The organism is Providencia sp. PROV048 (genome assembly GCF_033688165.1).
Lineage (GTDB): Bacteria > Pseudomonadota > Gammaproteobacteria > Enterobacterales > Enterobacteriaceae > Providencia > Providencia hangzhouensis.
In genome coordinates this window covers 659008-677350 of record NZ_CP096360.1, presented here as the reverse complement: position 1 = coordinate 677350, position 18343 = coordinate 659008, and the positions used below count along the sequence as shown (strand labels likewise).

The window sequence follows — 18343 nt, the reverse complement described above, 5'->3', positions numbered from 1 at the left end:
TATACCATCTATCGCCATCAATTCTTCTCTCAAATGGCTTTTTCAATATTTTCTTTATCATTGATTGACTAAGTTAAGAATAGTTGAAAATTTACGATTGATATAAAAAGTCATAAAAGAATATAACGAATCAAAATGAAAACGGAAGGATTAATCCCCTTCCGTTTAATTGGATTAGCTGATAGCAAATATAAATTAAATCACGGCTGCTGCGCCTAACGTCAAGAAAAAGCCAGCAATGGTTGCACTCATTAAGTTAGACAGGGTACCAGCCATAACCGCTTTCATACCTAAACGAGCGACATCACCACGGCGATTTGGCGCCATTCCGCCTAAACCACCGAGTAAGATAGCGACGGATGAAAGGTTAGCAAAACCACATAATGCAAACGAAATAATCGCTTTAGTATGGTCGGAAAGCACTTGTTTACCTGCCGCCAGTACTTCAGCATCCGCTTTCATGTATTCACCGAAGTTCATGAATGCAACAAATTCGTTCACAACAATTTTTTGACCGATGAAAGAACCAGCAACTGTCGCTTCACTCCACGGCACACCAATTAAGAAGGCAATCGGAGCGAATAACCAACCTAATAATAATTCCAGTGATAATTGTGGATAATCAAACCAGCCACCAATACCACCTAAGATGCCATTGATCAATGCAATCAAAGCAATAAAGGCCAATAACATTGCCCCCACGTTCAGCGCTAGTTGCATCCCTGATGATGCCCCAGAAGCGGCCGCATCAATAATATTGGCAGGGCGTTCATCTTCAGCGACTAAATCTGTCGCATCAACCCTATCTTTTACATCTTCTGTTTCTGGAACCATCAGTTTGGCGAATAATAAACCACCTGGAGCGGCCATAAAGGAGGCAGCAATCAGGTATTCCATTGGTACACCCATTTGGGCGTAGCCCGCTAAAACTGAACCTGCTACAGAAGCTAAACCACCACACATAATGGCAAACAGCTCTGATGTCGTCATTGTTGCAATATAAGGGCGAACAACCAATGGTGCTTCCGTTTGCCCAACAAAGATATTTGCTGTTGCAGATAACGATTCTGTTCTTGAGGTTCCCAATATTTTTTGCAGACCACCACCAAGAACTTTAATCACTAACTGCATGATCCCTAAATAATAAAGGACAGCAATTAATGATGAGAAGAAAACAATAATTGGTAAAACGCGGAAAGCGAAAATAAAGCCACCGCCACCAAACAGTTCAAACATTTTATCGGAAACAAGGCCGCCAAAGATGAAGCTCATCCCATCTTGACCATATCCAATAACTTTAGAAACCGCGTCAGACATCCCTTGGAGCACACTACGCCCCGCTGGAACATAAAGAACAAATGCACCAATGGCTAATTGAATTAAAAATGCGCCGCCAACTGTGCGTAGTCTAATTGCTCGGCGATTGCTGGAAAATAGAATAGCTATCGCGATAAGTACCGCCATTCCGATAATACTCATAATGAGCTGCATGGAAGGATCCCTGTTCACTTTATTTTAGGTTGATATATAAGGAAACGTGTAAGTCACCTTGACTCTTAATTTGATGATTATACCTAGTCATCACCAATAACCCGCAATACTCATCACAAATACATACTGCAATAAACAACAAAAATTCACATAATGTGACAAAAGTCACAAAATCCATTCAGTTTAATCTGGAAAGGCACTAAAGTCCCAATTAAGCACAATAAAAACCGAATAGATTTTAATAGCCAATTAGTGAAATTATATAAATATTATTTATGATTCTGTATGCGGTTTTACTTGGTGAGATTAAATAACGACAAACTATTGTTGTAAAGTTGTTGGGCTATTTCTGCGGGGGATTCGTGGCGAAGCTCACATAATGAACGAAAAACCCACTCAATACGTTCAGGACGATTTGGTTCGCCTTGAAAACCTGAAACTGGCATATCAGGGGCATCCGTTTCGAATAATAATGAAGTCAAAGGGAGTTGCGACATCACATGGCGAGTTTTATTCGCTCTGTCATAAGTAATTGTGCCACCAACACCAATATAATAGCCAAGTTTAACAAAGGCTTGGGCTTGAGATAGACTGCCGGCAAAACCATGCACAACGCCACGAGCTGGGACATCAAAACGACGTAGCATCGCAGCTAATGGGTCATGGCTTTTACGTGAATGTAAAATAACTGGTAAATCAAACTGTTTCGCTAACTTTAATTGTGCGGACAACACCACTTGCTGGCTCTCAAATTGCGGGTTTTGCATATAGAGGTCAAGCCCAATCTCCCCTATCGCCACACACTTTTTATTCTTTTTAGCTAGATAATCAGTCAATATATCAATATGTTGCTCTTGAAACTGACTCAAATATAACGGATGAAACCCCATAGCGGCATGCAACTGCGGGTACTGCTGTGCCAGTTGCCAAACTCGTGCAAAATTATCCATACTCACTGTAGGAATGATAATATCACTCACCCCACTTTGTTGAGCAAGCTGCAAACTTTCAGTGAAGGAATCACTAAAAGGTGGGAAATCAAAATGACAATGAGTATCAATAAATTGACGTTTAGCCATCACGATTTTCATTTGCGGATATTGCGGCCAAAGGCATTGAGGTAACAGGCTCCGCCGCCAATTCAGGAATGAGCTCATTCGGTACTTGTGGCTCAAGCTGAATATCTAATGGGTTAGACTCAATTTTCTGTGCCAAAGTATGGCTAAAGCGATTTGTGTTGTGGTCAAAGGCATCACCCAGCGCTGCAATAAAATAGCGACCACACCGGCGCCCCGTATGGTAATCTTGATTAAGCGAAGATACCTTACTACCCAGCGCACTACTTTTCAGTGGAACAGGTGGATAAATCTCAAAGACCTGTACATCTTTTGGTGGGTTTTCAATAAATTCTTGTGTTCTACGGTAGCTTTTCAGATGAACTTTTAGCATCGCGGCCATACGTTGTAGGCCATTTTTATCCCCTTCCAGCCACCGAGTCATTCTTTTCACCCATTCAGGGGTAAAATACATTTGGGAAGGAACGGTACGGATCACCACAATAGTCTCTGCACCGCGGCGGTATGCCTCTTCAACTGGGATAGCAGCACTAATGCCACCATCTTGGTAAAGCGTGCCATCAAATTCGACACCTTCACGATAAAAGCCCGGAATAGCGCTGGATGCACGAATAATATCGAGCCAGTTGTCTGCGTCAGGCTTTAGAAAAGCAGCGGAAAAATCATCACTGCGGCTTGCTCCCATATAGAATTCACGGCCTGAATTTAATAAATCGAGCCCTGCTTGTATACGTAATGGGAATTCTTTTGCTGTGGTGTCGACGAGCCAATCTAAATCAATCAGATGACCGCCGCGGATAAAGCGCAGTGGATTGAAAAATGCCGAATTAGTCGTATAACGCGTGATCACACGGCGTGCATAACCTGCTTGCCCACAAATATACGCAGAAAGATTTTGAGCCCCAGCTGAAGTGCCTATCATCAGGTCAAAAGGGTTGAAATCAGAGATAAGAAACTCATCCAGTACACCCGCAGTAAAAATTCCTCGTTGACCGCCACCTTCACAAATCAGGGCAGTTTTTCCCGAGTTGATATTATCAAAGAATGCAAGCGGCTCAATCGTGCCGAGTGTAACTGAAACGTGTTTTCCCATAATGCCTCTGAATGACAGAAGTTCACTTTAAATAGCTCAAAAACAGAATGAGCTTCCCTTTGAAAGCCCATTCTATCCGCATTGTACAATAAATATTCAGCAATATGAGCTATTGAGACATTTATTTACTGATTAGTTAGCGATGACTAAACCATTTTGTACTGATTTTACCCCATTGACTTGCGATGCCACTTGGGTAATTTTATCAATTTGATCGGCTGATTTAACAAAGCCTGATAAGTAAACAACACCATTGACTGTTTTTACTGATACGCTGTTACTCGAAATACCTTTCGTACCCAGTAATTTTCCTTTTACATCCGCCGTAATCGCGGAGTCATCAATGTAGTCACCGGTGTTTTTAGCGCCACTCGAAATGGCATTCCCAGTATCTTTACCTGCCATTTCAACGGTCTTAGATGCACTGTCCCAGGTTTCTGAGGCTTGTTTTTTCAAAGCGCTATCTGATGATGAGCTACAAGCCACGAGCGCCCAGCTCAACCCAATAACTCCTAACAAACTCAATAGTTTTGCTTTTTTCATAAAAACCTTCCTTTCACTGCAATGGACAACGAATAATATAGCCTAAGTAAAAAAACATAAAAAATAAAGAGAAAGGTGATAAAGACAGAATATTCTTGATGATAAGCATAAAAAAACAGGGAAAGTTGCTTTAAATGAAGTTCGAAATAAGATGACCCACTAACTATGCTAGTCGTGGGTCATAAACACAATTAGTGTTCGCGTGTTTTGCGGAATTTAACGTCAGGGTAACGTTCACTAGTCAGGTTCAAATTCACCATAGTCGGTGCGATATAAGACAAGTTGTCGCCACCATCAAGGGCTAAGTTTTGCTCATTTTTGCGTTTAAACTCTTCGAATTTCTTCGCATCATCACACTCAACCCAACGCGCAGTAGAAACGTTAACGGCTTCATAAATAGCTTCAACGTTATATTCGCTTTTTAAACGTGAAACCACCACGTCAAACTGCAGCACACCTACCGCACCAACAATTAAATCATTGTTAGTTAACGGGCGGAACACCTGTACTGCACCCTCTTCAGATAACTGAACGAGGCCTTTTAACAGTTGTTTTTGTTTTAGCGGATCACGTAAGCGAATACGGCGGAATAATTCAGGGGCAAAGTTAGGAATACCCGTAAATTTGAGCTCTTCACCTTGTGTGAAGGTATCACCGATTTGAATCGTACCATGGTTATGTAACCCAATGATGTCCCCTGCATAGGCGTTTTCGACCTGAGAGCGATCCCCCGCCATAAAGGTTAAAGCATCAGAAATAACCACATCTTTTTTGATACGCACTTGGCGTAGTTTCATGCCTTTTTCATAAGTACCTGAAACAATACGCATAAATGCAACGCGGTCACGGTGTTTCGGGTCCATATTCGCTTGAATTTTAAATACGAAACCGGTGAATTTTTCTTCTGTCGCATTCACTTGGCGTAAATCTGTTTGGCGTGGCTGCGGCTGTGGAGCCCATTCAACTAAGCCATCTAACATATGGTCAACACCAAAGTTACCTAATGCAGTGCCGAAAAAGACAGGGGTTAATTCACCCTGCAAAAATGCATCATGGTCAAATTCATGGGATGCCCCTTGAACCAATTCCAGCTCATCGCGTAACTGCGCGGCTAGTTCCTCACCAACAGCGGCATCGAGATCGGGGTTGTTTAACCCTTTAATTATACGGACTTCTTGAATCGTATGCCCTTGGCCTGTTTGGTATAGGATTGTTTCATCACGTAATAAATGATAAACACCCTTGAATAGTTTACCGCAACCGATAGGCCATGTGATTGGACAACAAGCAATTTTCAGCTCATTTTCCACTTCATCCATTAATTCCATTGGATCACGAATATCACGGTCCAACTTATTCATGAAAGTTAAGATTGGAGTGTCACGTAGACGAGTGACTTCCATCAGTTTACGTGTCCGGTCTTCAACCCCTTTACCCGAGTCAATGACCATCAAGCAGCAGTCAACGGCCGTTAATGTACGATAAGTATCTTCAGAGAAGTCTTCGTGACCTGGGGTATCCAATAAGTTAACAAGACAATCATTATAAGGAAACTGCATAACAGAGGTGGTAATCGAAATACCACGCTGCTTTTCCATTTCCATCCAGTCAGATTTAGCGTGTTGGTTAGAGCCACGGCCTTTTACCGTACCAGCACGTTGAATAGCGTGCCCAAACAATAACACTTTTTCGGTTATTGTGGTTTTACCCGCATCGGGGTGGGATATGATAGCAAACGTTCTGCGTGTGCTAACTTCATGGAGAAAGTTCTGATCTGTCATTTAACCGTTCTTTTCGTTTATATACAGATTTGTATAAGCATTCGAAGAGGCTCAATGTGGCTCTTGGCGTCGCAAATCCGTCTTGTTAATCAAAATTGGCGGATATTTTCGCAGATCTTGGGGGTATTAACAATCAAAGCATCGAGGAACAGGCAAAACAGTCCCCCGATGGCTCACTAAATTGGCTCAATAAATACCGCCTTTAGGCACTGACTAAACGGGTAATTTCATCCCCTAGCGCCTGTGTACTAGCATTGCCTCCCATATCGCGAGTCAAATGTTGACGTTGTTTAATCGCTGTTTCTACTGCGGACATGATAGAATCATGCATCTCGGGACATCCCAAATGCTGCATCATCATGGCGGCTGCCCAAATCGTACCAATCGGGTTGGCAATATTTTGCCCTGCGATATCAGGTGCTGACCCGTGAACAGGCTCAAACATCGATGGGAATTGTTTTTCTGGGTTAATATTGGCCGATGGCGCAATCGCAATAGTTCCCGTACAAGCAGGCCCTAAATCAGACAAAATATCGCCAAATAGATTTGACCCTACAATCACATCGTAGAACTCTGGCATTCTCACTAAGTTTGCAGCAAAGATATCAATATGAAATTGGTCAACTTTGATATCTGGGTATTGCTTCGCCATTTCGGCTACACGGCTATCCCAATAAGGCATTGAATGAAATAGCCCATTGGATTTCGTCGCTGAACTTAAATGTTTTTTCTCACGTGACTGCGCCAAATCGAAAGCATATTTTAAGATACGGTCGGTACCTTTACGGGTAAAAACGCTTTGTTGCAGTACCATTTCTTCATCCGTACCTTCGTACTGAATGCCGCCAATCGCAGAGTATTCCCCCTCAACGTTTTCACGCACGACATAAAAATCAATATCTCCCGGTTTTTTGTCTGCTAATGGGCATTTAATGCCATCAAATAAGCGTACAGGGCGTAAGTTAACATATTGGTTAAAAGCGCGGCGGATGGGTAATAGCAGCCCCCATAATGAAATATGATCAGGAACACCAGGGAACCCTACCGCACCGAGGAAAATCGCATCAAATTTCTTTAATTGTTCTAAACCATCTTCAGGCATCATACGCCCTGTACGGTGATAGGTTTCACACGACCAATCAAAATGGGTAAAGTTAAGTTTTACATTGTGTTTATTGGCTGCCGCTGCTAATACTTTTAATCCTTCAGGGATCACTTCGGTACCAATACCATCACCAGGAATAACCGCTATGTTAAATTGTGACATTGTGAAAACCTCTGATAAATGAATTATGTCTGTTTGTTCTCCAGTTTAGGGGTTGCTGTGATAAAGTATAGATATGAAGTGTAATCCTTAGGTTTACAAACTATGAACAAGCTTCCTTCGTTAGAGGATATCCGCGTTTTTGTCACGGTTGCCCGTTTGATGAGTTTCTCTCAAGCTGCATCACAGCTGTTGGTATCCCCAGCTTATGTTTCTAAACGCATTAAGTTGCTAGAAGAAAATTTAGGACAAACTTTATTTTTTAGAACGGCTCGCTCAATTAAGCTGACTCACGAAGGGCAAATTATTTTACGTAGCAGTGAAGTGATGCTAGCTGAATTGGAACAGATGCAACAACAACTCAACGCCTGTCGCGAAGAGATCCGCGGCAATCTACGTATCAGTTGTAGCACAGGGTTTGGCAGTACTTATATTAACCCGTTTATACTCACATTACGGGGGAGTCATCCTTTATTAGGCATTGATCTCACTTTGACCGATAAGTCTGTCGATATTATTAGTGAAAACATTGACGTTGATATCTGTATTGGCGGTACGATAGCTGAGCAATTTATTGCTAGGCGAATTGCACGGAACCAGCGTATTCTGTGCGCTTCTCCAACCTACTTAGCAACACACGGCTACCCAAAATACCCACAAGAACTGGAACAAAAGCACTTTTGTATTGCGATTAAAGAACGTAACCAAGCCCCCGCAGTATGGAAGCTTGAATACCAGCAAGAAAGTATGACGGTCACTCCCAATAGCAAATTAACCGTCAATAATGGTGAAGTCGCCAAGCAATGGTGCTTAAGTGGTGAAGGGATCCTATTGCGCTCCCAATGGAGTGTGCAGCCTGAGTTACAGTCAGGCCAATTAGTACGAGTGTTACCGCAATGGCATCAAACTGCAGATGTTTATGCTGTATATTCGAGAAGTCTCCGAACGAGTGCTAATCTTAGAGTCTTTATCGAAAATCTAGAGCAATACCTTGCTACTCACTTATCACATGGTTTTTAGTTAACTCCATAAGTTATAAGGTAAACATGAATTGATGACAGAAACAGAGACATTCAAAGAACGTTTGTTGAAATTGCTAAAACAGAAAAAAATGAGTCAATTAAAAGCCGCTGAAGCCCTTGGTGTTTCCCGAACGGCGGTTAACAAATGGACGAAAGGCGGCATGATTGATGAAGATAATCTTGAAAAGCTCGCCACGTTATTGGATGTCGACAAGATATGGTTGAAATACGGTGAGTATACCAATAACCAAGTCACTGTTAGCAATTCAGGCGTCATGCGCAACATCAACGAAGTCCATCTTCAAGAATCCGCAGATATCGTGACTTGGGAGTGGGACTTATTAACTGGGGAATTGAACTACTCGGACAACGTTGAAGCCGTTTATGGTATCAAAATCACCAGTAATGAAGATTTCTGGGCTTTAATGAGCCATGACTCCAAAGAAAAATTGGTTAATGGATATTCCAAAATTATTCGTGAAGGCGGTGCCCATGAAATGGATTTTAAAATTAACTGGGAAGGCGATTACCGTTGGATCACATCCCGAGCAACAGGAGTCAGAGGCCCTAATGGCAAAGTGACAAAGCTGGTTGGGATCAGTTTAGACAACACCGAACGTAAGAATACCGAACTACGCCTACGTAAAATCAAATGCTATTTTGATGTATTATTATCTCATTTCAATCATTTAGTCGTATTTACAGATAAAGCAGGCGAAATATTAGCCAGCAACTTACACAATCAATCGACTGAAATAGATTACCTTGAACTACAACGTTTATTATATCAATTAGTGATCAACCATAAGCCATGGTTAGATGAAGTATTTCGTACAGGGCGTGGTCAAATCGTATTTCAAGACAAGCAAATTACGGCTTATCAACACTTTAATGATGAAAAACAGCCTTTTTTAATGTTTGAATTAAAAGATATTTAAAACAGGTATTTTGCCCCACTTATGGCCTAAGCGGGGCAACTTTGATTATAAATCAAGGACTAATCGTTTAGATTTAGCTCGCGAAACGCACAACATCATCGTTTTCTGCTCAGCTTTTTCATCATCATCGAGGTAGTGGTCACGATGATCAGCCTCTCCCTCAAGTATTGCCGTTTCGCAGGTTCCACAAACCCCATTACGGCATAAACATTCCACGTTAATGCGCTTATCTGCTTCGATTACCTGCAAAATAGACTCATCTTTACCGACTTCCAAACTAAAGCCTGAGCGTTGGAAATAGACTTCAAATGAATCCCCTTCGCTGGCAACTTCGCCAAAATTTTCAAAATGAACCTGTGATTCACCCAGGTGCTGATGACCCTTTTCAATCACCTCATTAATTAATGATTGAGGGCCACATACATACAGATGGCTATTACTTCCTTGTGCTTTAACTAACTGTTCGACAGACATTCGCTGCCCTTGGCTACCGTCATAAAGAAATAAACGCGAGCCAATACGCTGTTGTAAATGTTCAAGAAATGCCGCCGTTGTACTATCACGAAAACAGTAATGAAGTTCAAAATCCATTCCATTTTCTTCTAATTCATAGAGATAAGAGAGAAAAGGCGTGATCCCAATCCCACCGGCGATCAAAATATGCTTACATTGGTTATCCGGTGCTAACGAGAAAAAATTCTGTGCTGGGGACAGATACAAGCTATCCCCTGGCGATAGCTGCTCATGCATAAATGCAGAACCACCTTTCGAGTTTTCATCACGCAAGACAGAAATACAATAGCTGCCACACTGCTGCGGGTCGCTGATTAACGAATATGCACGTTGCAAACCAGCCTGCTCGCCCATATGAACGGTGACATGACTGCCTGCACTAAAAGGCATTAGCGCGCCCTCTTGTGCAACAAACTCGAACATTTTAATATTTGGGCTAATTTGCTCAATTCGACTGACATTGACTGCAATTTTTTGTTGGTTCATCACAGTGCCCCTCTCATCATTCAATATCTAAACACAGATACTTAGTACTTAAATAATCCTCAATACCATATCGAGAGCCTTCTTTTCCTAAACCTGATTGTTTCACTCCACCAAAGGGAGCAACTTCATTAGAAATTAAGCCTGTATTGATACCGACCATGCCACTTTGTAGTTTTTCAGCTACACGATATACACGACTCACATCACGAGAAAAGAAATAAGCCGCTAAGCCATAAATCGTATTATTGGCGCGAGTAATCACTTCATTTTCATCACTAAAACGAATCAATGTTGCAATGGGGCCAAAAATTTCCTCATGAACAATCTTCATTGAGTCATCAACATCAACAAGGACTTTTGGATTAAAGAAATTGCCATACTCCGCTACTTCATTACCTAAGGTTAATTGGCGTGCACCTTTCGCTAGTGCATCCTGTAATAGCTCATTCATACCATCAATAGCACGTGTCGTTATCATAGGCCCAATATCAATTCCCGCTTTAAGGCCATTACCGACTTGCAATTTGGCGACTTCTGCAACGAACTTGGTCTGAAATTCATCGAAAATAGTATCTTGAAGATAAAAACGGTTCACACAAACACAGGTTTGCCCGCCATTACGAAACTTCGCTTGCACCGCACTTTTTACCGCTTTATCAATATCTGCATCATCAAAAACAATAAAAGGCGCATTTCCCCCCAGTTCGAGTGATGTTTTTTTAATTGTCGATGCACACTGCTCAGACAATACTCGGCCAACTTGCGTTGAACCGGTGAATGAAAACTTACTAATAAGCTCATGTTTAGTTAGACGTTCACCTAGAACACGAGAATCCCCAGTAATGATATTGAATATCCCTGCGGGAATGCCCGCTTCATCGGCCAACTGAGCGAGGGCAAGTGCCGTAAAAGGCGTTTCAGTCGCTGGCTTGATGATAATACTACAACCCGCAGCCAGTGCTGGAGCCGCTTTACGAGTGATCATCGCTGCGGGAAAATTCCACGGAGTAATCGCACTGCAAACACCGATCGGCTGCTTGATTGTCGAAAGGCGGTTACTTCCCACCGTTTGAGGGATGGTTTCCCCATAAACACGTTTCCCCTCTTCCGCAAACCATTCAATAAAGGAAGCGGCATAGCGAATTTCACCTTTTGCCTCATTCAGTGGCTTACCTTGCTCGAGCGTCATTAAGCGCCCAAGATCATCAACATGGGCTTCAATCAGCTCAAACCAGCGGCGTAGAATGATAGAACGCGCTTTAGCAGTCAGCTTACTCCAACCTTCCATTGCAGAATGGGCATATTCAATCGCCTCATCCACTTGTGTTGCAGACAGGCTGGGGATCGTTCCCAGCACAGATTGGTCAAAAGGATTAGTCACAGGGATTTTTTTATCTGAATCAACCCATTGCCCATTGATGTAACATAACTGACGAAATAGTGCAGGGTAAGTTAAATGATGCATTTGTGACTTCTCCTTTTATTTTTATAATAAATAACGTGATTACTCAGTGTGCGCACCAGCGACGATTTTATGGAAATGGGCAACGCCGTGCTCGCTGATCCCGCTACGTTGCCTATCTGCCATAATGCGGCCTTGGCCACGATAACCCCGTGAGCGTAATCCTTTTTGTACGCTTTCTACCAAGCGCAGATCTTCTGGGCGGAATACGGTGCGATACCATTCCACTAAGTTTTTCTGATATTCAGTCAGTTCTTCATTGAGGAAATAAATATCATAGTGCTGCAAGGTTTCCCCTGCGTTCACTGGAAACTCATAAATTACCGTCATGAAATCCCCGCCTGGAGGCATATTGAACATGGTGCTTGGCCAAATCCAAAAACCAAAGAAACGTGGGTCTAAAACAGATTCATCAAACTGATAGGAGGATTCAGAGGGTTTTGCCTTGCCAATTTGAACAGTCCAATTATCCAATAATTGGTGTTCGTATACGTTGACATCCACGGAACTGGCGAAACTCACATGATTGGTTGGGCAGTGATAACATTCAATATAGTTATCAACGATAGTTTTCCAATTAGCAGGAGTATGGCTAACAAAACGCGCTGCCAATTTTAAATCGCTAATGACTCCACAAGCTTCTTGCATTTTTTCGGCTAAGCCAGGAAGTTGCTCTTCAATAGGCTGAGGCTCACCTACAGTCATATTTACATAGATAAACCCTGCATGTTCAATAACATGGAAGCTACTTAATGACATTGCATCGGCTTCAAAATTATTCACATTTTCACAATTAGTCGCATGTGCTAATTGGCCATCTAGCTTGAATGCCCACGCGTGGTAAGGGCAAGTAATCACATTTTTGACTTTGCCACTTTCACCGCTGATCAACTGGTGTCCACGGTGTGGACATACATTATAAAAACCACGTAATACATCATCACGACCACGAACAATCACAAGGCTTTCGCCAATGAGCTCACGAGTGATATAGGAATTTTTTTCTTTTACTTCACTAACATGAGCGACACAAACCCATGAATTAGCAAATATTTTTTCTTTTTCATACTCAAAAATATCATTAGACGTGTAATAACGCGCAGGGATTGTCCATGCGTTATCAATATCAAGGTGATCATTAATCGAAATGACTTTAGTTGCATTGCTCATAATTGCCCTCACTTATGTAAACTTATAGTTAACATCTTTTTTGAGAATGTTAATGCAGATCGCATTAATGATCAAATGAAATATTGATAATTTTTTAACCAAAAACGATTAAATTAATAATAACAATCAGTTAAATCAATCACCCTTAACTCACCTGTTAATGATTGGTTAATTTCTTGTTGACTGCACAATCTTTGCATGGCTATTCTTTGTAAACCAAAAGTAGCATCTAACAAAAAGTACCCTTAAAACACAACGAGTATTCCCTGCAAGCCAACTCTCATAAAAGAAAAATAAGTGAGCAACTGGAGAAGAGGTATGATGAATCATAAAAAATCCGTATTTTACGTGTCGCTAGCTTTTAGCCTAGCGTTAATCAGCTTTGGTGCATTTATTCCTGATAAGCTGGAAGCTTTTTCAAATTCCGCCTTAAGTTTTATCTATAACAATCTAGGTTGGTTTATCCTAGGTTCCGTTTTTATCTTTTTCAGCTTCTGTATGTTTCTCGGTTTTTCCAAATTTGGTCACATACGCCTTGGCGATGACAATGACAAACCGGAATACCGTACAGTCACTTGGATTGCGATGTTATTCAGTGCCTCAATTGGTATAAGTTTGATGTTCTGGGGGGTAGCAGAGCCTGTTTCCTATTATATCAGCCCGCCGATTGGCCAAGGTTCAACAGAACAGTCTGCTAAAGCAGCCATGCAATATGTCTATCTGCATTGGGGTGTTTCTGCATGGGCCTGTTATGCGCTTGTCGGTGTAGCTTTAGGCTATTTCCAATTTAGAAAAAAACTACCATCTTCACTCAGCTCTGTTTTCTATCCATTGATTGGGGATCGGATCTACGGCTCTGTCGGGAAATGGATCAATATATTGGTGATGTTATCCGTCGTCATTGGTATCGCCACATCATTAGGCTTTGGTACACTACAAGTTAACAGTGGTATGAATTACTTATGGGGATTGCCCATTAGTATTTATGTACAAATTGGTTTGATTGCTATTATTACTGTTGTTTATATTGCTTCGACGATTTCCGGGTTACAAGGGGCAATAAAACATCTATCAAACTTAAATATCATACTTGCTCTCGGATTAATGGCATTTATCTTTCTATCTGGTCCAACCCAAACTATCTTAAAAGTTTTATTCCAAGGTATTGGAGACTACGTCCAAAATTTTGTCAGTATGTCGTTTCGCACAGAACCCTATAATGACGGTACTTGGATTGCTAACTGGACACTGTTTTACTTTGGTTGGTGGATAGCATGGGCACCGTTAGTTGGCAGCTTTGTGGCTCGTATTTCAAAAGGAAGAACAATCAAAGAATTTATGATTGGCGCAGTATTTATTCCTGTATTAAGTGCTTTTGCATGGTTTGCAGTTATGGGCGGTTCTGCCATCCATTTAATTCAAAACTTAGGGCAAACCGCACTAGCAGATGCTGTAAAAAACGATGTCACATCTGCACTGTTTAAGTTCTTAGATTATTTCCCTGCATCGACATTTATTAGTGTCTTAGCTATTGCCTTGGTACTGATTTTCTTTATCACATCAGCTAACTCGGCGGTATTTGTACTGGGAATGGTCAGTGAAAATGGGAACCCAAATCCGTCTCATGTCACTAAAACCATTTGGGGTGTCATTATTGCAGCAATCGCGATCGTACTAATTATGACCGGCGGATTATCTGGTTTGCAATCTGCACTGGTCGCCATGGCTGTACCGTTATCCATCATGATGCTAATTATGTGTTATTCCACATATAAAGGCCTCAATGAAGAAGTTAACGCACAAGCTGCGGCAAAAAAAGAGTTAAAAGATAATATCCAACTAATTAATAAACCTATTCTTCCTGAAATTGAAAAATAGTCGTCCATTAAAGCACAAAACCCCAATATGTTATGACACATATTGGGGTTTTAATTATATTAATAATAAATTATTCGTTACTTAAATTTATTCATCAGAAAATAGAGTCAAAGCAAGTACTAAAGCATCTTCTCGGCCTTTTTTAGCAGGGTAGTAATCTTTACGTACCGTCACTTGGTGAAAACCTAGCTTATCGTATAGATGCAAAGCAGATGCATTTGATTCCCTCACTTCTAGCCATAACGTGAGAATGCCTTTCTTTACAAGTTCTTCGATGAGCTGTTCTAGCAACAAACGGCCATAGCCTTTCCCTTGGTAATCAGGGTGTATGGCAATATTAAACAAAGTCGCTTCATCAAGAACACACTGTGTTATTGCATAACCAATAATCTGATTATTAACGGATATTTTTATGTTATGGTACTTTTCCCCTTGGTTCCCATAAAAAACTCGCTCAGTCCATGGAAAATCATGGCTTAACTTCTCAATTAAGTAGGCGGTTGCGAGATCAGATTGCTTTAGTGTTGAAATTTTCATCATATTGATAAATTTGTTTCCATAGTGCCCGTTTAGCGCTATAGCTTGTACTTAGCTCAGACAAAACAGGTGAAGTAAACATGACTTTTGAACCTTCAGGCTGGATTTCATCACCTAATACCCAACATGGTGTTATTATTGGTGTTGGGATTAAACCTAATTGCTCTGAATTGACACAAACCACATCGTCCTGTGCAATATTCATGGAAAGAAAAACATCTTTTAGCAATTGGCTATTTAAATCAAGGTTCTCATCAGTAATAATAATAAGCTTAGTCGACGCTGGGATCCTTACACCACGTTCACCACGTAACACGGCAGGATTTCTCACCATCCATTGAGTGATCCCCATTTGTTCTAAAAGCCTGTCACGTCGTGTCATTTGATTTTCCAGTCGCAATTTTACAACCACATCTTATCAAAGGGGATTAATAGCGCCAACAGAGCAATGCTATTTCTCTTATCTTTGGTAAGATGGTCATCGGTTTTTTTATTATTTTAGGAGATTGACAGAATATGTCATTACTGACACCTGCCAGCGAAGTTATTCAACGCCATCTCGAACATTTTACAGATCGTCATGTCATTTTGGCTGGTGACATTCAGGATGAACTCGCTGCAACCTTAGAAGCAGCTAGTGTTCGTGTCATCACCAACCAATATCATCACTGGCAACGCTTACAACCGTTAATGGGCGATATGGCGTTATTCGCTGCCACAACACCCGCGGAATTTATCCAGCCTTGCGATACTCTCATTTATTTTTGGCAAAAAAACAAGCAAGAAGCCTGTTTCCAACTCGATGACCTCTGTACTCACCTCGCTGCGGGTAGCCAAATTTTTATCGTTGGCGAAAACCGTAGTGGTGTTAAAAGCGCCGAATCCATTATGGAAGGGATCGCTAGCTTACAAAAAATTGACTCAGCACGCCGCTGTGGCTTGTACTATGGTGAATTAGAACAACCGACAACCTTTGATATTGCTCGCTGGTGGCGTCATTATCAGATTGATAATGTTAAAATTAACGCACTGCCAGGGGTATTTAGCCATAATGAGCTTGATATCGGTAGTGATCTACTGTTATCAACGCTAACTGATCCAATGAGCGGCGATCTGCTTGATCTAGCTTGTGGTAATGGGGTGATCGCCGCAGTTCTCGGCTCGCAAAACCCAGAGCTAAAACTCACCTTAAGTGATGTGAGTGCGTCTGCGCTCGATTCCGCTGCATCCACTCTTGAGGCAAACAAACTGGCCGGCGAAATCATCGCAAGTGATGCTTACTCAGATATTAACGATAAATTTGATTGGATTATTTCTAACCCTCCATTCCATGATGGTCTAAACACCAGTTATCGTGCGGTTGAAAATATGATTTACCAAGCCCCTAAATACCTGAAAAAAGGTGGCCGTTTGCGGATCGTCGCGAATGCTTTCTTACCGTACCCTGATTTACTCGATAAAGCATTTGGTAGCCATGAAGTACTTGCCAAAACGGGAAAATTCAAAGTTTACCAAGCGGTTAAGCGTTAGTTTATTCGCGAATAAATTAGACTAAAGCACAATTTTTCATACGACTTAATGGCGGGTGAACCCTTACCGGCCATTTTTTCATCAATCAAAAATACTACATAAAAAAATTATTGACGTTCGTCGAAATTAGCCTAAAATCCGCACCACATTATTGCTGGTTAGAAGCATTGATGAATCAAAGTTTAGTTAGGTATTGCGAGGGTGGCGGAATTGGTAGACGCGCTAGCTTCAGGTGTTAGTGTCCTATGGACGTGGGGGTTCAAGTCCCCCCTTTCGCACCACTAACTTTGTATAAACCACAATAATTTAGTATTGACGTGACAGTATTGCGAGGGTGGCGGAATTGGTAGACGCGCTAGCTTCAGGTGTTAGTGTCCTTCGGACGTGGGGGTTCAAGTCCCCCCTTTCGCACCACTGGTCAGTCATTGTTTATAACACCCTGCCCATTTTGACCTTCCTTGTACGACTAGCGCTGCCCTAATTCTCTATTTTGTTCTGTTACTTACTGATTATAGAACTAACTTTGTAGAACAAAGGCCATCATAAAACATGCGAGTGAAATAACTGCGGGGACAATCAATAAACGACGAGAACCGCGATTAAATAGCATCCCAGCGGTTGCTACCATCATGGTAATCATAATGATTTTTAGATTATCTAAGCCCATATTATTGAGTATATAAGCAATGCTCAGCAATATCACAGCAAAAACACCCCAAAGGCCAGCACCTATTCGCCTTAAACCTGTGGTTTTTGATATGCTAGTTGGCATAGTGACCTCAACACCCTCAAATGATAATGATTATCAATCATATCTAGTTTCTAGTAAATTTCAATGCTTTTTTATTTCACCACGCTATAAATTAACACTTATTTTACAAAATACAAACTTACGAAAATAGATAAATAAAATGAATATCTTCGGGCTCCAATGCAAATAATTCAGGGTCAGGCTGGGCAATTAAGGAACAACCGAGATGTTGATAAAAGTGCACCGTATTTTCTGAAGGTGTCGCAGAAATATATAAGCCTTTTGCTCCTTTTTGTATCGCCATTTCAGCGCATTGTTGGAATAACATCCCTGCTAAACCTTTACCACGATGTGAGTGGCTCACATGCAGGAAAGACAATTGCAGTAAATTTTTTTGTTCGCCGCGCCACACATTATCTAAACTTGCGGCAGCAATTAGCTTGCCCTGCTCAAAAACCCCAAGAAATATCGCCCCTTGGTCATAACTTTCCAACAAATGAGGGGTATAGGCTTCAGGTTCACCTTCTGGCCAACCTTTCATATCAAACTGTTGTTTGGATAGCACCAATTCGCCATTTTGATACAGATAAAGGTTTTCAATTAATTCAGTGCGGTCGATAGACCAAACAGATGGGATTTCATCTCGTTGTAGTTCGCGAACTTCTCTCATTATGCCATTCTCATTATTTGTGCCTATGAAGAAGCACATTTATTGTTATCAGATGATTCAATTTCTCAAGATAACGGATAAAAAAAGAAGTGCAAATATTTAGTAAGTTTATTGAGGAACGGTTGAAAAATAAGGAGA

Annotated in this window: 17 protein-coding genes and 2 tRNA genes; 6 read left to right on the top strand and 13 right to left on the bottom strand. The window is 41.3% G+C overall.

Annotated elements, in window-relative coordinates; translation table 11 throughout:
• Window positions 1-195 precede the first annotated feature (195 nt).
• The 6 genes from M1F26_RS02865 to M1F26_RS02840 form a co-directional block, all read right to left on the bottom strand.
• Window positions 196-1479, bottom strand: coding sequence for a NupC/NupG family nucleoside CNT transporter (locus M1F26_RS02865; RefSeq protein ID WP_180359527.1), 1284 nt, complete (start codon window positions 1477-1479; stop codon window positions 196-198).
• A 305-nt stretch (window positions 1480-1784) separates the two neighbouring features.
• Complete coding sequence (locus tag M1F26_RS02860; RefSeq protein ID WP_227528897.1) at window positions 1785-2570, bottom strand: TatD family hydrolase; 786 nt, start codon at window positions 2568-2570, stop codon at window positions 1785-1787.
• Window positions 2563-3660 (bottom strand): patatin family protein, encoded by a 1098-nt coding sequence (locus M1F26_RS02855; protein ID WP_004905737.1) that lies wholly within the window; start codon window positions 3658-3660, stop codon window positions 2563-2565. The genes M1F26_RS02860 and M1F26_RS02855 overlap by 8 nt, the downstream gene beginning before the upstream one ends.
• Window positions 3661-3792: 132 nt before the next feature.
• Window positions 3793-4203 carry a BON domain-containing protein gene (locus M1F26_RS02850; RefSeq protein WP_140172053.1) on the bottom strand — a complete coding sequence of 137 codons (411 nt, stop codon included), beginning with the start codon at window positions 4201-4203 and terminating at the stop codon, window positions 3793-3795.
• A gap of 191 nt (window positions 4204-4394) precedes the next feature.
• Complete coding sequence (gene prfC, locus M1F26_RS02845; RefSeq protein ID WP_004914793.1) at window positions 4395-5984, bottom strand: peptide chain release factor 3; 1590 nt, start codon at window positions 5982-5984, stop codon at window positions 4395-4397.
• A 202-nt stretch (window positions 5985-6186) separates the two neighbouring features.
• Window positions 6187-7251 (bottom strand): tartrate dehydrogenase, encoded by a 1065-nt coding sequence (locus M1F26_RS02840; protein WP_140172052.1) that lies wholly within the window; start codon window positions 7249-7251, stop codon window positions 6187-6189.
• A 102-nt stretch (window positions 7252-7353) separates the two neighbouring features.
• Here M1F26_RS02840 and M1F26_RS02835 point away from each other — a divergent pair, with 102 nt between their 5' ends.
• On the top strand, window positions 7354-8268 hold the full coding sequence (locus M1F26_RS02835) for a LysR family transcriptional regulator (protein ID WP_004905744.1): 915 nt from the start codon (window positions 7354-7356) through the stop codon (window positions 8266-8268).
• A 34-nt stretch (window positions 8269-8302) separates the two neighbouring features.
• Window positions 8303-9208, top strand: a complete 906-nt coding sequence (locus tag M1F26_RS02830) for a helix-turn-helix domain-containing protein (RefSeq protein WP_004905746.1) — start codon at window positions 8303-8305, stop codon at window positions 9206-9208.
• A 45-nt stretch (window positions 9209-9253) separates the two neighbouring features.
• Here M1F26_RS02830 and M1F26_RS02825 read toward each other — a convergent pair whose 3' ends face one another.
• Genes M1F26_RS02825 through M1F26_RS02815 form a run of 3 tightly spaced genes read right to left on the bottom strand, consistent with a single transcriptional unit; the run spans window position 9254 to window position 12839 of the window.
• Entirely contained in the window at window positions 9254-10207 is a 954-nt protein-coding gene (locus tag M1F26_RS02825; RefSeq protein WP_140172051.1) for a PDR/VanB family oxidoreductase, read from the bottom strand.
• Between the two features lie 16 nt (window positions 10208-10223).
• Window positions 10224-11672 carry an NAD-dependent succinate-semialdehyde dehydrogenase gene (locus M1F26_RS02820; RefSeq protein ID WP_140172050.1) on the bottom strand — a complete coding sequence of 483 codons (1449 nt, stop codon included), beginning with the start codon at window positions 11670-11672 and terminating at the stop codon, window positions 10224-10226.
• A gap of 39 nt (window positions 11673-11711) precedes the next feature.
• Complete coding sequence (locus tag M1F26_RS02815; protein WP_004905752.1) at window positions 11712-12839, bottom strand: aromatic ring-hydroxylating oxygenase subunit alpha; 1128 nt, start codon at window positions 12837-12839, stop codon at window positions 11712-11714.
• Between the two features lie 318 nt (window positions 12840-13157).
• Between M1F26_RS02815 and M1F26_RS02810 the strand changes: the two genes are divergently transcribed.
• Window positions 13158-14717: a BCCT family transporter gene (locus M1F26_RS02810; RefSeq protein WP_004905756.1), complete on the top strand. Its 1560-nt coding sequence runs from the start codon at window positions 13158-13160 to the stop codon at window positions 14715-14717.
• A gap of 87 nt (window positions 14718-14804) precedes the next feature.
• Here M1F26_RS02810 and rimI read toward each other — a convergent pair whose 3' ends face one another.
• Both rimI and M1F26_RS02800 read right to left on the bottom strand, forming a co-directional pair.
• Window positions 14805-15257 (bottom strand): ribosomal protein S18-alanine N-acetyltransferase, encoded by a 453-nt coding sequence (rimI, locus tag M1F26_RS02805; RefSeq protein ID WP_112307780.1) that lies wholly within the window; start codon window positions 15255-15257, stop codon window positions 14805-14807.
• Window positions 15226-15636, bottom strand: coding sequence for a DNA polymerase III subunit psi (locus tag M1F26_RS02800; protein ID WP_140172049.1), 411 nt, complete (start codon window positions 15634-15636; stop codon window positions 15226-15228). The genes rimI and M1F26_RS02800 overlap by 32 nt, the downstream gene beginning before the upstream one ends.
• A gap of 134 nt (window positions 15637-15770) precedes the next feature.
• Here M1F26_RS02800 and rsmC point away from each other — a divergent pair, with 134 nt between their 5' ends.
• The 3 genes from rsmC (at window position 15771) to M1F26_RS02785 (ending at window position 17198) form a co-directional block, all read left to right on the top strand.
• Window positions 15771-16784, top strand: a complete 1014-nt coding sequence (gene rsmC / locus M1F26_RS02795) for a 16S rRNA (guanine(1207)-N(2))-methyltransferase RsmC (RefSeq protein WP_140172048.1) — start codon at window positions 15771-15773, stop codon at window positions 16782-16784.
• Between the two features lie 195 nt (window positions 16785-16979).
• Window positions 16980-17065, top strand: a tRNA-Leu gene (locus tag M1F26_RS02790).
• 47 nt (window positions 17066-17112) lie between these two features.
• Window positions 17113-17198 (top strand) — tRNA-Leu (locus M1F26_RS02785).
• Between the two features lie 103 nt (window positions 17199-17301).
• On the opposite strand, the gene M1F26_RS02780 is transcribed toward M1F26_RS02785, so the two are convergent.
• Window positions 17302-17556: a DUF1435 family protein gene (locus M1F26_RS02780; RefSeq protein WP_115166586.1), complete on the bottom strand. Its 255-nt coding sequence runs from the start codon at window positions 17554-17556 to the stop codon at window positions 17302-17304.
• A 118-nt stretch (window positions 17557-17674) separates the two neighbouring features.
• Window positions 17675-18205 carry a GNAT family N-acetyltransferase gene (locus M1F26_RS02775; RefSeq protein ID WP_140172047.1) on the bottom strand — a complete coding sequence of 177 codons (531 nt, stop codon included), beginning with the start codon at window positions 18203-18205 and terminating at the stop codon, window positions 17675-17677.
• Window positions 18206-18343: the final 138 nt, after the last annotated feature.